At 43.9% G+C, this 13,137-nt stretch carries 15 protein-coding genes and 2 pseudogenes; 10 read left to right on the forward strand and 7 right to left on the reverse strand.

The genetic code is table 11. The features are described 5' to 3' along the window. Nucleotides 1-268: 268 nt before the first annotated feature. The gene (locus IUA53_RS10445; protein ID WP_044057231.1) at nucleotides 269-1,735 is read left to right on the forward strand and encodes a M48 family metalloprotease; all 1,467 of its coding nucleotides are present in this window, start codon (nucleotides 269-271) and stop codon (nucleotides 1,733-1,735) included. On the opposite strand, the gene IUA53_RS10450 is transcribed toward IUA53_RS10445, so the two are convergent. After that, complete coding sequence (locus tag IUA53_RS10450; RefSeq protein ID WP_196897050.1) at nucleotides 1,721-2,200, reverse strand: TlpA family protein disulfide reductase; 480 nt, start codon at nucleotides 2,198-2,200, stop codon at nucleotides 1,721-1,723. The genes IUA53_RS10445 and IUA53_RS10450 overlap by 15 nt on opposite strands. A gap of 173 nt (nucleotides 2,201-2,373) precedes the next feature. Between IUA53_RS10450 and arsC the strand changes: the two genes are divergently transcribed. From arsC to IUA53_RS10465, 3 genes and pseudogenes are all read left to right on the forward strand, one after another. Then, nucleotides 2,374-2,727 (forward strand): arsenate reductase (glutaredoxin), encoded by a 354-nt coding sequence (gene arsC, locus IUA53_RS10455; protein ID WP_196897051.1) that lies wholly within the window; start codon nucleotides 2,374-2,376, stop codon nucleotides 2,725-2,727. Next, entirely contained in the window at nucleotides 2,727-3,341 is a 615-nt protein-coding gene (wrbA, locus tag IUA53_RS10460; protein ID WP_196897052.1) for an NAD(P)H:quinone oxidoreductase, read from the forward strand. Before arsC ends, wrbA begins: the two co-directional genes overlap by 1 nt. After that, a pseudogene (locus IUA53_RS10465) lies at nucleotides 3,331-3,776 on the forward strand (DUF2069 domain-containing protein). The gene wrbA and the pseudogene IUA53_RS10465 overlap by 11 nt, the downstream one beginning before the upstream one ends. A 242-nt stretch (nucleotides 3,777-4,018) precedes the next feature. Here IUA53_RS10465 and IUA53_RS10470 read toward each other — a convergent pair. Together IUA53_RS10470 and IUA53_RS10475 are read right to left on the reverse strand one after the other, a co-directional pair. After that, complete coding sequence (locus tag IUA53_RS10470; protein ID WP_196897053.1) at nucleotides 4,019-4,828, reverse strand: transporter substrate-binding domain-containing protein; 810 nt, start codon at nucleotides 4,826-4,828, stop codon at nucleotides 4,019-4,021. Between the two features lie 164 nt (nucleotides 4,829-4,992). Continuing rightward, nucleotides 4,993-5,331, reverse strand: coding sequence for a MerR family transcriptional regulator (locus tag IUA53_RS10475; protein ID WP_196897054.1), 339 nt, complete (start codon nucleotides 5,329-5,331; stop codon nucleotides 4,993-4,995). A gap of 60 nt (nucleotides 5,332-5,391) precedes the next feature. Here IUA53_RS10475 and IUA53_RS10480 point away from each other — a divergent pair, with 60 nt between their 5' ends. Beyond that, nucleotides 5,392-6,168, forward strand: a complete 777-nt coding sequence (locus tag IUA53_RS10480; protein WP_196897055.1) for an MBL fold metallo-hydrolase — start codon at nucleotides 5,392-5,394, stop codon at nucleotides 6,166-6,168. 219 nt (nucleotides 6,169-6,387) lie between these two features. On the opposite strand, the pseudogene IUA53_RS10485 reads toward IUA53_RS10480, so the two are convergent. Together IUA53_RS10485 and IUA53_RS10490 are read right to left on the reverse strand one after the other, a co-directional pair. Then, nucleotides 6,388-6,615: pseudogene (locus IUA53_RS10485) on the reverse strand (M24 family metallopeptidase); the annotation flags it as partial. Between the two features lie 27 nt (nucleotides 6,616-6,642). Continuing rightward, nucleotides 6,643-7,275: a DJ-1/PfpI family protein gene (locus tag IUA53_RS10490; RefSeq protein ID WP_044057239.1), complete on the reverse strand. Its 633-nt coding sequence runs from the start codon at nucleotides 7,273-7,275 to the stop codon at nucleotides 6,643-6,645. A 179-nt stretch (nucleotides 7,276-7,454) separates the two neighbouring features. Between IUA53_RS10490 and IUA53_RS10495 the strand changes: the two genes are divergently transcribed. Together IUA53_RS10495 and IUA53_RS10500 are read left to right on the forward strand one after the other, a co-directional pair. Further along, complete coding sequence (locus IUA53_RS10495; RefSeq protein WP_044449557.1) at nucleotides 7,455-7,877, forward strand: putative toxin-antitoxin system toxin component, PIN family; 423 nt, start codon at nucleotides 7,455-7,457, stop codon at nucleotides 7,875-7,877. Nucleotide 7,878: 1 nt separating this feature from the next. Next, nucleotides 7,879-8,100: a toxin-antitoxin system HicB family antitoxin gene (locus IUA53_RS10500; RefSeq protein WP_012517112.1), complete on the forward strand. Its 222-nt coding sequence runs from the start codon at nucleotides 7,879-7,881 to the stop codon at nucleotides 8,098-8,100. Between the two features lie 171 nt (nucleotides 8,101-8,271). On the opposite strand, the gene hda is transcribed toward IUA53_RS10500, so the two are convergent. Continuing rightward, entirely contained in the window at nucleotides 8,272-9,027 is a 756-nt protein-coding gene (gene hda, locus IUA53_RS10505; protein ID WP_332310826.1) for a DnaA regulatory inactivator Hda, read from the reverse strand. After that, a complete protein-coding gene (locus tag IUA53_RS10510; RefSeq protein WP_196897056.1) occupies nucleotides 9,027-10,415 on the reverse strand; it encodes a DUF2066 domain-containing protein in 1,389 nt (462 codons plus the stop codon). The genes hda and IUA53_RS10510 overlap by 1 nt, the downstream gene beginning before the upstream one ends. A 304-nt stretch (nucleotides 10,416-10,719) precedes the next feature. Here IUA53_RS10510 and purM point away from each other — a divergent pair, with 304 nt between their 5' ends. From purM to IUA53_RS10525, 3 genes are read left to right on the forward strand one after another with little or no spacing between them, the layout of a single operon-like run. Beyond that, the gene (purM, locus tag IUA53_RS10515) at nucleotides 10,720-11,760 is read left to right on the forward strand and encodes a phosphoribosylformylglycinamidine cyclo-ligase (RefSeq protein ID WP_044057242.1); all 1,041 of its coding nucleotides are present in this window, start codon (nucleotides 10,720-10,722) and stop codon (nucleotides 11,758-11,760) included. Next, the gene (gene purN / locus IUA53_RS10520) at nucleotides 11,757-12,407 is read left to right on the forward strand and encodes a phosphoribosylglycinamide formyltransferase (RefSeq protein WP_044057243.1); all 651 of its coding nucleotides are present in this window, start codon (nucleotides 11,757-11,759) and stop codon (nucleotides 12,405-12,407) included. The genes purM and purN overlap by 4 nt, the downstream gene beginning before the upstream one ends. Then, the gene (locus IUA53_RS10525) at nucleotides 12,367-13,122 is read left to right on the forward strand and encodes a DUF3108 domain-containing protein (RefSeq protein WP_231401124.1); all 756 of its coding nucleotides are present in this window, start codon (nucleotides 12,367-12,369) and stop codon (nucleotides 13,120-13,122) included. The genes purN and IUA53_RS10525 overlap by 41 nt, the downstream gene beginning before the upstream one ends. Nucleotides 13,123-13,137: the final 15 nt, after the last annotated feature.

Below are 13,137 nucleotides of genomic sequence, written 5' to 3' on the forward strand. Positions count from 1 at the left end.
AAATAACGCTCGAAATAATAACTAAAGTGGCATGCATCATAGTGTAACAGGTGTGATTGGAGCAATATAGAAAGTTTAAAAATCAGCATATTTTTTGCGCAAAAAAGTCGCTTTATGTTGTTCAATTTGTAACAGATTTTGTCACCTAAGGGTGGTATATCACGCATGTCTGCGGCAGAATGAAAAATTGATGAAAATTAATTGAAACTGAAAGACAACTTTAGTGCTCTAATAAATCAATAACCCTTACCTAATAGCCTAAGGATACATGAAAAAAACATTTTCAATCTGGTTGTTCTGCTTGTCACTGTGCGTTACCGCAAGTTTATCGGCTGTGGCACAGGACGCGACATACAGTAATAAGAATGCGCTGCCTGAAATTGGTGTTGTGGCGTCAGACGCCATTTCTTTAGATAAAGAAATGATTGTTGGCGACGCGGTTATGCGTCAAATGCGCGGGCAGAGCCCCGTTATCGCCGATCCCGTTCTTGACGAGTATCTACAAGACTTGGGCAACCGCTTAGTCATCCATGCTGAAAATGCGAAGTTTCCGTTTGAATTTTTCTGGGTAGACAATGATGCAATTAACGCGTTTGCGTTTTTTGGTGGACACATTGGCGTACATACCGGCTTAATGCGTCGGGCGAAAACCGAAAGTGAATTGGCCTCCGTGTTAGCCCACGAAATATCTCACGTTACCCAGCGTCACATCGCACGTAAAATGCAGGCACAAAAACGCTCATCTCCCTTAGCCATTGCATCGCTAATTGGTGGCGTACTCATTGCTATGGCCAACCCTGAAGCGGGTATTGCTGCCATGCAAGCGGGGTCGGCGGCATCCGCTCAATTGCAAATAGACTATACCCGTACCAATGAACAAGAGGCTGATCGAATTGGTATTAGCATGCTTGCAAGAGCCGGTTTCGATGTGACAGCTGCCGCCAGTTTTTTCTCTACCATGGCGGAAGAATACCGCATGGTATCTAAACCGCCCGCTCGGCTGTTAACGCATCCCTTAACCGAAACCCGTATCGCCGATGCGCGAGCCAGAGCCGCTGATTATCCAGCACGTTATTTACGCCCCAGTGTACAGTTCGAGTTAGCCAAAGCGCGAATTATGGCCCGTTATTCTTTTGAACCCGATTACGCCGTGGACTATTTTAACGCCGCACTAGAAAAAAATGCTTATAAGCTGAAAGTGGCTGCGCAATATGGCTTAGCATTGGCCTACATGAGAGCGGAAGAAAACGAGAAAGCAAAAGAAATTGTCATTAATCAGCTACTGTCACAAGACCCTAGCAATCTGTTTTATCTTGACGCTGCCACAGATATTTATATTGCGTTAGGGGAACCCCTGAAAGCGGTTGAGTTACTGCAACCTCATGTTTCGTTAAACCCGCGCAATCAGGTGTTGGCATTAAATCAAGCCAATGCGCTGATCAGCGCCAGCCAGTATGAGCAAGCGATAGATTTACTACGGGACTTCCTGTTAGTGAACAAAGACTACCAAATTGCTTATCAACTAATGACGGAGGCTTACCAAAAAGCCAAGCAATTTTCTCAAATGCATCAAAGTAAAGCCGAAGTTTACGCCTTATATGGGGCTTACACCCGCGCGGTCGATGAACTTCAATATGCATATAACTTTGCCGGCGAAGATCACCTTGAAAAACAGCGTATTCGTGCCCGCATAAAGCAATTTAGAGATCAGGAAGAGCGCTTAGAGCGCCTTTAATTGGGCTAAGCGTTGGGCTAATGACGACGCCGTGACTTCTCCCATTATTGTGTCTCTTACCCTGCCATCAGGGCCGATAATAAAGGTGGCAGGTAGGTAATTGGGTTTGGCCATAGGTAACAAGGTATCTTCGTTTGCCTCAATAACTTTCAAGGTAATCTTATGAGCCGCCAGCATGGCCACTAAGTCACTGTGAGACAAGGCGTCGTAATTGATGGCAAACAATTTTGTGTTTGCGGGCAGCGCGCGGTCAAACTCATGCAGTTCAGGCATTTCACGTAAACAAGGCACACACCAAGGCGCAAAGTAGTTAATAATAACCCAGTTCCCTTCTAATTCTTGCCACTGATAAGTGGTGCCATCGGTGGTAACAAAGTCTGCCTTGGTATACTGATAACCCACAAAACCAGCAATGACTGAAAAAGCCATTAGGCCAATAATGCCAATCAATTTTACATACTTCATGGTGCCCTACCCTTTACTGCGATGCGCTAGCCTAAAGCGTTAGGTCTAGCGTAGACACATTATCATTGGTGTCAAATTTAGCATAGGAGGCGACAAAAACTTGAAAAAAGACGTAAAAACGGCAATAGTCTGCGCCATTATTTTACCCTTAAGATCATCTTAGGTATTTCATCATGTCTTCTACTGTCATTCTACATAACCCTCGATGCTCAAAAAGCCGTCAAACCTTAGCGTTGCTTGAAGAAAAAGGCATTGCGCCTCAGGTAATCGAATATTTAAAAACGCCATTAAGTGTTGACGAACTCAACGATGTGTTTAAAAAACTTAATCTTGAGTCTGTTCGCCAAATGATGCGTACTAAGGAACAGGAATATAAAGACGCAAATTTAGCTGATACGGCCTTAAGCGATAACGATCTTTTTGCTGCCATGGCAGCAACACCAAAGTTGATGGAGCGACCTATTGTTATTACAGAAAGTCAGGCACGTATTGGGAGACCGCCCGAGTCTGTATTGGAAATTATTTAATGGAACCTGTACTTGTACTATATTACAGCCGCCATGGCAGTACGCGTAAATTGGCCGATGCTATTGCTCAGGGGGTGATAAGCACGGGGGCAGAAGCCTGGGTACGAACCGTTAAACCACTCAATGAACGGGATGGCACCGCCCAAGACAATGCAAACTTGGCAGCACCTGTGGTTACCGACGAAGAGTTGGTGCAATGTTCAGCATTAGCCCTTGGCAGCCCTACTCGCTTTGGCAATATGGCAGCCCCTATGAAGTATTTCTTAGATGGCACCAGTTCCCATTGGTTAAAAGGCAGCTTAATTAATAAACCCGCATGTGTATTTACGTCTTCATCTTCGATGCACGGCGGGCAAGAAAGCACATTGCTCTCTATGATGTTGCCGTTAATGCATCACGGTATGCTAATGTGTGGTCTGCCTTATAGCGAACCGGCTTTACATGATACTCAGTCGGGCGGCACCCCCTATGGTGTTACACATGTGGCCATGCACAACAATACGCAACAACTTAGCGACGATGAAAAAACCTTATGTCTGGCTCAAGGCAAACGCTTAGCGCAACTTGCAAAGTCGCTTACCCAACATTTACCGGAGAACACCCATGGCGCCTGATACCCGCAATTACCGTTACCTTGCGCTAATTTGCCACCTATTGTTAGTCGCATGGATTGCTCTGTTTGGCAGTTTGCCTTAAGTACCACCCAAACCTACTCGCTTATTTTTATTGTATTGCTGTATTTAGTGCCTATTTTATTGCCGTTACCCGGTGTTATTAAGGGCAAACCTTACACCCATGCGTGGGCAAATTTCGTCGTCCTTTATTATCTTATGCATGGCTGTACCGTCGCCTACGCTGTGCCCGCCGAACGTTTGTACGCCGTGATTGAAATTTTACTGTGTACAGGCATGTTTGCAGGATGCAGCGTTTTCGCCAGAAAGCGAGGACGAGAACTTGGTCTAGGTATTAAAAAGCTAAAAGTTGAAATGGCAGAAGAGAAAGCCTATTTCGAAGGCCAGAAACAACAAGGCACAAACAACGGCGAATAACCTTACAATGATGTCGGAGGTTAAGGAGTAAAAGCCCTTACCAGACATGACAGTCATCTTGATACAGAGAATACACGTTCAACGTCTGTGTGAAACACTCCTTGAACATAACCTCTATTTGGAGAACATTGAAAATAACTCTGTATACAATGTTATTCGTCTTTCTTGATTAATATGAATTAGATTAAGCTAAAGTGTGAACTCCACGCGATGGGTCGTAGTCGTTATTCCCAAAGATTGGATTAATCTTCTAACAGGGTACTGTCAACAATGCGCTTGAGCTGTACCCACTCATCTTCTGACATGTACTTTTGCGCGAGATTGACAAACTCACCAGATTGATAAAGCGACATTAGAACATCATCAAAAGCTCTGAGAAAAGCACGGCTCCCCTCTAAATCATTACACATTAGGTGGCCTTCTTCATACCTGGGTGTACCAGCAATTCCATAGCTGCGTAAGTTTTCTACTTCAGGGTTATTTCTCATAATACTGGGATAGGTCAGATAAAAGGCTACTCGGCCTTTCGACAACATTTCAATCATCGAAGAGTAAGGGTCGATACCGTGTCTGACGTACAGGTTATTCGGGGGAATTTTCGCAATAATATCATCTAAGAAATCCCCGTATGAATGGTTAGCGCCCGTAAGTAAAGTGTATTCTGTTGAAGATACCAACATTTCCACTAAATCGATAACGTTCCCATTGCTGTCGAGAAATTTTTGACTAATAGGCTCACTACTTTTTTGCTGATAAAGTCGTCGATTGAAAAAGAAATCCGTGGGGCGACTAAAAACATAAACCTTTTCCCTCTCCTCTGTCTTTAGCCGAAACGGTGTGCATATAGGTTCACCCTCAGACATTAGCGTACTTATGCGCTCATGGGGAGCAAACAGCAATTTGTCTACGGATAATTGTGTGAGCACCCTGTTATACACTTCTTCTGGAAAACTCTGTGGAGGCTTGTTGTGTGCAATAACATCAAACATATTTTTGGAATCAGTCACAATCACAATTGCCAAACTCACTGACGACCAACAGAGTGTTATCATTAGGCAAACCCAACAGAATAACTTAAGTCTCATCCTTTTCTACTACCTATATCAGAAACACAAAGAAAGTACTGCCTTTACACATTTTTGCTTCTCGCCCACATAACTAATGCTGTAAACGTCCAGAGTACGTTTCAAAAGCGTTGTTTTTTGACTATGAAGTCTTAACTCGTTTTCAACATTTTGTCTATGTGCGTTACTACTGCTTTATCGTCTTTTATGCGTTGACAAAAAAAGTGTTTCTTTGCTTCTAACTCTTGCTTGAATTCAGGGCATAAATGCCCCAACTTCAAATAGCGATCGAGTCCACTTTTAATCTCTTTCAACGAAAAGCCAATTGCCTTTCCCTGCACAATAAACTGCAATATAGCCAAGTGATCATTAGTGTAGAGCCTATATCCATTCGCACTTCGATGGGGTGCGGGCAATAGCCCTATATCTTCGTAATAACGAATTGTATCCCGCGATAAACCCGACTTATTTTCAAGCTGTGAAATTTTCATAAAGTATGGATTGACTATGGTGTTACTCCACACCTTAGCATAGTCGAAAAAGGAGATCTTATGAAATTTACACAGATTAGAAATGCCACTATTTTGATTGAATTCAGTCACGGCAAAATAATTGTCGACCCAATGTTAGCAAGAAAAGGTTCACTGCCTAAACTGCGTTACTACAAAAGTGATAAACGGAATCCCTTGGTTGATCTACCCGAAGTATTTACTGAGAACAAAGACAATATTGATTACGCACTTATAACGCACTGTCAAAAAGGTCACTTTGACCACCTTGATAGAGCGGGCGTCCGCTGGTTAGTCAAACATCAAATCCCTACATTTTGTACGCCAAGAGACGAAAAATTTCTCGATAAAAAACAAATCCTGACTCGAGTATTGGCGCAAAAGAGAAGCACCTTTTTTGATGGTACTATTGAACGTATTCCAGCGACTCATACGCGAGGTTGGTTAACAGCATTCATGGAGCACGGTACAGGTTATTTTATTCAATTGCCAAATGAGCCAAGTGTATATTTAATGGGCGATACAGTGCTAACCCACTCTATTCGCAATTTCATTCAGGACAACCAGCCTGACTACATCGTTGCGCCAACGGGCAAAGCGCAATTTGACCTGGGCGCACCTTTACTATTGGACGAAAACGAGATTATCGAATTAGCGAACTTAAGCACTGGAAAGATTATTTGCAACCACATGGGCGCCTTAGATCATTGTCGAATTGACCACCATAGTCTCGCAGCACTATTAGAAAAGCATGCCGTGAAGGACAGGTACATCATTCCTCGCGATGGCGATACCGTGATACTAACAACAAATTATTGAGAATCTAACAGTGGTTAGCTCGGCTTTCAGAGAGGCTTTGAAACACTAGTTATCGGGTACTACGTCAATCTGAGTGCCATAATTGCACATGTGAATAATCGATGGGTTTTCTTGGTGTCATGCCAACGCTCCCCCTGTACAGGATAGCGTTGCATTCACCAGTTGAACTCAAGACGTCTTAAGGGCCTTCACACTGCCGTTGGGTTTTATGTGCTCAATTCATTGTATTTCGGAAGGACGGAGGGTCAATACTTCATAACCATTTTGAGTGACGAGTATGGTATGCTCCCATTGAGCAGATAACTTTTTGTCCCGGGTAACCACAGTCCAGCCGTCTTTTTTCAATTTGGTTTTATGGCTATCTTGATTGATCATAGGTTCAATAGTAAATGTCATGCCGGCTTGTAATTGCATACCCGAATTCGCAGAGCCAAAGTGCAACACTTGACGCCTTAGTCTCTTGTTATGTTTACATTACTCTACAGCCTTCTTTATATATTTTGATACTTTAGAGTTAGAAACCGCTGCATCACCATAAATTTTAGGTGATGGAAAATACTCAGCATTCAACTGTATTTCCGACGCTACAGCCTCATCAAAATAATCAGCAACAAATGCTAAAGTCATATCCATACCTGCAGAAACACCTGCTGATGACCAGATATTACCGTCTTTAATATAACGCTCCTCGATAACCTCAACGGAGGTATCTTGTTTTAGTTCATCAAGAAACGCCCAATGTGTTGTCGCTTTTTTGTTAGCAAAAAGTCCCGCTCTTTGCATTAAGTACATGCCAGTGCAAATAGATAAAATACTGTGAGATTGACTACTAGTTTCTTTTAAATATTGAATTACATCAGGATCTTCCATCGCCAACCTCGCGCCACTACCTCCAGGAACAATTAAGACATCAGGAAAAATATTTTCAGTAAAATGTATATCAGCATTAAATCGCATTCCATGCTCACCCGAAGGATTCATAGAATTTAACGAAATAAGTTTAGGAGGCTCACAAAGTTTCATTTCAGCTAAAAGCCCAATAAGTTCCCATGAGCCAACTAAATCTAATTCTTCAACTTTGTCAAAAATAGCAAAATATATTTTCAAAACTACTCCTTGTCCGACTGTAAACATAACTTTTCAATAACGGGCGCAGACATGTGAGGCTTAATGGCGAAACCGCCCCGCGTGTATGCGTGCCAGCGAACGAAGTGAGTGTGTTGATTAGGTTGTTAGCTGCCACTGTAAAATTGAAAAGTGATAGCATATACGCTAGCATACAGGGTATGAATAAAGTAGTTATTGACACCAGTGTACTTATTAGTGCTCTGATTGGCAAAACAGGCCCTGCCCGAGAAGTGATACGGCAATGCTTGTTGGGTCAGCTAAAACCGCTCATTAGCACGACCTTATTTTTGGAATACGAAGCAGTAAGTAAGCGAGACAAGATCAAAGAGTTGTGCCCGCTTACCGAGGACGAAGTGAGCGAGTTGCTAGCAGCATTTTTTAGTGTTTGCGAATGGGTGCAGATACATTATTTGTGGCGGCCAAATTTAAAAGATGAAGGCGATAACTTTCTTATTGAGCTTGCAGTAGCAGGAAATGCCGAGAGCATTATTACGAATAACCTAAAAGACCTGCGAAATGCGGAATTACAATTTGATGGTTTGAAAGTGTTAGCGCCCGAAGATTATTTGAGAGGAGTTTAATATGTCCACTTTAACCGTACGTTTACCAGACGATAAGCATAATCGATTGAAGGCTTTGGCGGCGCATAAAAAGTTGAGCTTAAACAAATTGATAGAAGAGTTGTCTACACAAGCGATAGCTGAATTTGATACTGAGGTAAGATTTAAGGCTATTGCTGCTACTGGAGACAAAAAGAAAGGTTTAGAGCTTCTAGATAAGCTTGATTCACATTTTGGCAGCTAACAATTTAATAAGGCGAAAATTGCGAGTTTTTCTACCGATCTACCGCTCGTTTTTGTCCATATTGTCATGCTTACCCAGTTTGTGAAAGCCGATGTTCGTGGTCATAACTGAGCGTTGTTAAGTTTGCTGCCATCAATTCGCTTAACTTCCGTATTCTTTACATTTATCCATTTAAGGTAAACCTAACTCGCGTTTCACCATAGCCACCGACAACTTTTTTTGTTCTTGCAGCGAACGTGTATCTAAACGTTCAAGCAAGCCCAGCAAACTGCGCAAATCTCTATCACTATGATAAAGCAAAAACTGAAGCGCCTGTTCCGATAACTTTAGTCCTCGTTGAGACGCCCTTAAACGTAAAACATCCTTACGCGAGTCATCATCAAGGGTATTTAAGTGATAAATCACCCCCCAGGCTAAACGGGATCGCAAATCGGGCAAAACAAACTTAGGGTGACTGGGCCCAAGTTGACTGCTGCCCACCACTAGCGCCCCCGGGTTTTCTATAACACGATTAAACAGGTCGAATAGTGCTTCTTCCCACGCGGTAATGCCTGCTACAGCATGTATATTGTCTAAACAGATAAGCGATAAATTTTCTAATCCATCGAAGATATCGAGCGACCACTGGGCGTGTTGATTTAAATTGAGATATATATGGTTTACCTGTTGCGTGGCCAATTGATGACACAGCGCATAAAGCAAGTGGCTTTTCCCCACGCCACTGCCACCCTGTAGGGTAACCAGCGGCAAATGAAGAGAGGCAAGACTCACCAGCCTGGGTTCGTCTCGCCACTGTGGCATGCCAGTCGCAACATCTTTTAGCAATGTAACCACCTCTTGATTCCCTTTGTCGATGATACTTTCAAAGGTTTCATCGGTAGGTAGAGTTACAGGTAATGGCAGTTGCGACGTAAAGGTGTCTATGATTAATTACCCCAATAGAAGGTGTAGCTTTCGACAACCTGCCCGTAGACATCTGTGACTGGACGAAGTTTGTTTTCTAGCCGAACGGTGTTAATCAAATCTTGCGCACTACCCAGCAACGTAATGGTATAGGTAGCCACTGAACCTTCTTGTTGAATAAGTGCAGCACTGTCTACCACGCTCAAGCTATTTAAATAGGCGGTAGCGTTCGCGTAACTGGTGACCGAGTTCACATTGGCTATGGATACAGTAATCGTCACTTTTTCAGCATCGCTGGCCCCTGGGATAATGGCATATTGCGCCGATAGGTAGTTGGAATACGCATCGACAAGAAGCGACGCTAAAGTCGCCGGATCGTCTGCAAATATGCTGCCGTAACTCACTTTACCACCGCCCACAAATACCCAATCTAACGCGTAGTCACCCTGCTCTGCGCGCTGGGCATAGGTGGTAAATTCATCCATGGTAAAGGGTGGCATAGACACATTTGTAACACCTTCTACTGAATCATCATCGCCCGCCTCTGACATCGCATCGGTGTTATAAGGTTGCTCTGCCGATTCAGCAGTATAATCACTCTCGTGAGCAACAGGGTTGTCATTCAGATCTGCTGTGGCTAAATCCTGAGAATCACCCCGTGTAGCGTCTAATTGCAGCTGTTCCAAACGTGCAGTCTCTCCTGGCACTTCACTCACAGTGCCCGGCTCATTTTTATACACTCTTGCGCCAATGACATTATCCACACTGTAGCGATTAGACGCCTGAGTGAGCGACTGTACAAAACGCCCCCATACATCATAGATAGAAATGGTGCTTCTGTCGGTTAAATCCATTAAAGGGAAACTTAACGGCAGCCCTCTCTCTTTCGCCTTGGCACTTAAGTGTTCTCGCATCTCGCTAGGGGTAGTTTCATCTAACAGCTGTCTTTCTCCAGACTCACTGTCTTCCGTGGCCATCCATAATAACGTCTCTGGACGGCGTTCCCCCCAAAGCGGCAACCCTTCTCGCTGCAACAACTCGTTCAGCTTTATTTTATCGAATTCAGCCACATAAAGGGTCTCCCCCTCTTGAAAGTCAAACCGATAAGAACGAAGGTAGGCTTGTGGCGTGCGTAAGGCGGCTTTTACACCTGGGTTTTGCAGCGCATCTTTATTGCCCGTAATTTTTATCATTACCTGCTTAAACGCCGATTTTAGCGCGCTATCCTGTGAACGCTGACTTTGGTCGTCCACCGCAATCGCGGCAATATTGGTTTGTATAACCTGTGTAGCTTCAACATGACCAGACACCAACGCAGACAGTACGATAGACGTTGCCCAAAAACCTAAGCAGCCACGCACGCTTCCTTTTCTAAGAGAAATCAATTGCTTTATTACTCCAATTACGTTCATAAGGTCTCACAGATATACGGCTATTCTCTTTCATCTGATGACTTTTTTCATCATTAATTTATGCATTACGTGCCACGATGGTGGAATATATCCAGGAAATACTCACTCCACCCCGTACAACGCACTAATGAGACAAAAAATAAAGGCGTACCACATACCCCGTTGGAAACCCGCCTGCGATCATTTTTAGCCCTTCAACTTTAAATTTGAAGAATATGCCAGATATCCCCGTTTGAAAATTGGACTTGTGGTCACTTGCTGGTAGAATCCGCGTTTTTCTACCTCTTTGTTCTAGGGTTCACACGTGAGCGAAAATAAAACCTCTCTAAGTTATAAAGATGCTGGTGTTGATATTGATGCAGGAAATCAACTTGTCGAACGCATAAAGTCGGTGACGAAAAAAACACACCGACCTGAAGTTAAGGGAAACTTGGGAGGCTTTGGCGCACTTTGCGAATTGCCGACGAAATACAAGAAACCACTGCTTGTCTCTGGTACTGACGGTGTAGGCACCAAATTACGGGTAGCGATGGATGCAAACCGTCACGATGGTGTAGGTATAGACTTAGTGGCGATGTGTGTTAACGACCTTATTGTACAAGGTGCAGAGCCATTATTCTTTCTCGATTACTACGCGACAGGTAAACTCGACGTAGACGTAGCAGCATCGGTGGTTACTGGCATTGGCGAAGGCTGTGAACAAGCCGGCTGCGCACTGATTGGCGGTGAAACTGCTGAAATGCCAGGCATGTACCACGATGGTGACTATGATATTGCGGGCTTCTGTGTGGGCGTTGTTGAAGCAGATAATGTGATTGATGGCAGTAAAGTCAAACCTGGACAAAAGCTCATCGCCTTAGGATCTTCCGGTCCCCATTCCAATGGCTACTCACTTATCCGTAAAATCTTAGAAGTTAGTGAAGCTGATGTAAATGAAGCGCTTGAAGGGCAACCTCTTATTGAGCACTTGCTAGCCCCTACCCGTATTTACGTAAAATCTGTTTTAGCCCTGCTAGAAGAGGTTGATGTCAGTGCGATTTCACATATTACCGGCGGCGGTTTCTGGGAAAACATTCCACGTGTACTTCCTGATGATGCGAAAGTGGTGATTGACGAATCTAGCTGGCAGTGGCCATCAATCTTCAATTGGTTACAAGAAAAGGGCAACGTTACGCAACACGAAATGTACCGTACATTTAACTGCGGTGTTGGTTTAGTTATCGTGGTAGACGAAAACGTTGTAGAGCAAGCGCTAGCAATACTGAAAGCTCACGGTGAAAATGCATGGCTCATCGGCCACATCGAAGCGAAAGACGGTGAACAACAGGTAGAGATTAATTCGTGAGTACAACGAAAGCCAAACTGTGTGTGCTGATTTCCGGTAACGGAAGTAACTTGCAGGCCATGATTGATGCCGTGGATGCCGGTAGGCTAAACGCAGAGATTGTTGGGGTTATCAGTAATCGCCCCAACGCCTATGGGTTAACGCGAGCTGAAAATGCTGGCATTAAAACGCTTTGCTTAGATCACACCGAATATGCTGATAGAGCGGCCTACGATGTAGAACTTCAACGAGCCATTGAATCCTTGCAAGCCGATGCTATCGTGCTTGCTGGGTTTATGCGTATCCTTACCCCGGAGTTTGTTGACGCTTTTGCAGGAAAATTACTGAACATTCATCCGTCTTTGTTGCCTAAATACAAAGGGTTGAACACCCATCAGCGTGCCATAGATAACGGCGACAAAGAACACGGCGTTAGTGTACACTTTGTTACGCCTGAGCTTGATGGTGGCCCAGTAATCATTCAAAGCCGTGTTCCTGTGTTTGAAGATGACACCGCGGATGATTTGGCTGAGCGTGTTCAAGAACAGGAACGTCGCATTTACCCACTGGTACTTTCATGGTTCAGTGCAGGGCGACTTAAAATGCTTAACAATAAGGCGATCCTAGATGAACAAGAATTACCAGAATCGGGTTATGCAAGCGAGTAAACGGGGTGTAGTGGCTGCACTCGCATGGATAGTTGCCTCAGCAGCAACCGCAAGTAGCAGCTCTCCAGAGCAAGCCATTAGCCATTTAACCCCGTACGAGGCTGTATACACAGCCTATAAGTGGGGTGACGACGTTGGCGAGGCAACACTAAAGTTAGAGTCGCTAAGTAACGGTCAATATTCCCTCACCTATTCTTCAAAGGTCTCTAAGTTTTTTCTCTCCGATAAACGTCATGAGCACTCTATCTTCAAAATTGATGAAGGTGCGTTAGTGCCGATAGAGTATCACTATACACGCACTGGCACAGGGCCAGACAAATCGTTGGATGTGACGTTTAACAAAGACCAAGAAGGTAAAATCAAAGTCAAAAAAGGCGATACATTTGACTATAATGGCGAATTCGACAATCAAATTTACCGTATCGATTTAGCCAATAAATTAGCCAATGGTGAAACCCAATTTGACTATAGTTTTATTAATTACCGTGGTGAATTAAGATCTTACGGCGTTGAAGTCATTAAGCGTGAGCCACTGGACTTACCTTTTGGCCAACTCGATGCTGTTAAAGTGAAGCTTATTCGTGACTCAAATAAGCGAGAAACATTTGCCTGGTTTGCGCCGACCCTCGATTTTGCGTTGGTGCGTTTACAACAGTTCAAAGATGGCGAAGAACAAGGCGACATAAAACTGAAGTCTTTCGATACCCTCGATTAAGAAAAAGCGTTCATC

Origin of the sequence: Alteromonas sp. B31-7, from assembly GCF_015767655.1 — a bacterium.
GTDB classification, from domain to species: domain Bacteria; phylum Pseudomonadota; class Gammaproteobacteria; order Enterobacterales; family Alteromonadaceae; genus Alteromonas; species Alteromonas australica.

Bases quoted from the DNA above. Each gene is read 5' to 3' on its own strand.
- IUA53_RS10445 (WP_044057231.1), top strand. From the start codon at position 269: ATGAAAAAAACATTTTCAATCTGGTTGTTCTGCTTGTCACTGTGCGTT.
- IUA53_RS10450 (WP_196897050.1), bottom strand. From the start codon at position 2,200: ATGAAGTATGTAAAATTGATTGGCATTATTGGCCTAATGGCTTTTTCA.
- arsC (WP_196897051.1), top strand. From the start codon at position 2,374: ATGTCTTCTACTGTCATTCTACATAACCCTCGATGCTCAAAAAGCCGT.
- wrbA (WP_196897052.1), top strand. From the start codon at position 2,727: ATGGAACCTGTACTTGTACTATATTACAGCCGCCATGGCAGTACGCGT.
- IUA53_RS10470 (WP_196897053.1), bottom strand. From the start codon at position 4,828: ATGATAACACTCTGTTGGTCGTCAGTGAGTTTGGCAATTGTGATTGTG.
- IUA53_RS10475 (WP_196897054.1), bottom strand. From the start codon at position 5,331: ATGAAAATTTCACAGCTTGAAAATAAGTCGGGTTTATCGCGGGATACA.
- IUA53_RS10480 (WP_196897055.1), top strand. From the start codon at position 5,392: ATGAAATTTACACAGATTAGAAATGCCACTATTTTGATTGAATTCAGT.
- IUA53_RS10495 (WP_044449557.1), top strand. From the start codon at position 7,455: ATGAATAAAGTAGTTATTGACACCAGTGTACTTATTAGTGCTCTGATT.
- IUA53_RS10500 (WP_012517112.1), top strand. From the start codon at position 7,879: ATGTCCACTTTAACCGTACGTTTACCAGACGATAAGCATAATCGATTG.
- IUA53_RS10510 (WP_196897056.1), bottom strand. From the start codon at position 10,415: ATGAACGTAATTGGAGTAATAAAGCAATTGATTTCTCTTAGAAAAGGA.
- IUA53_RS10525 (WP_231401124.1), top strand. From the start codon at position 12,367: ATGAACAAGAATTACCAGAATCGGGTTATGCAAGCGAGTAAACGGGGT.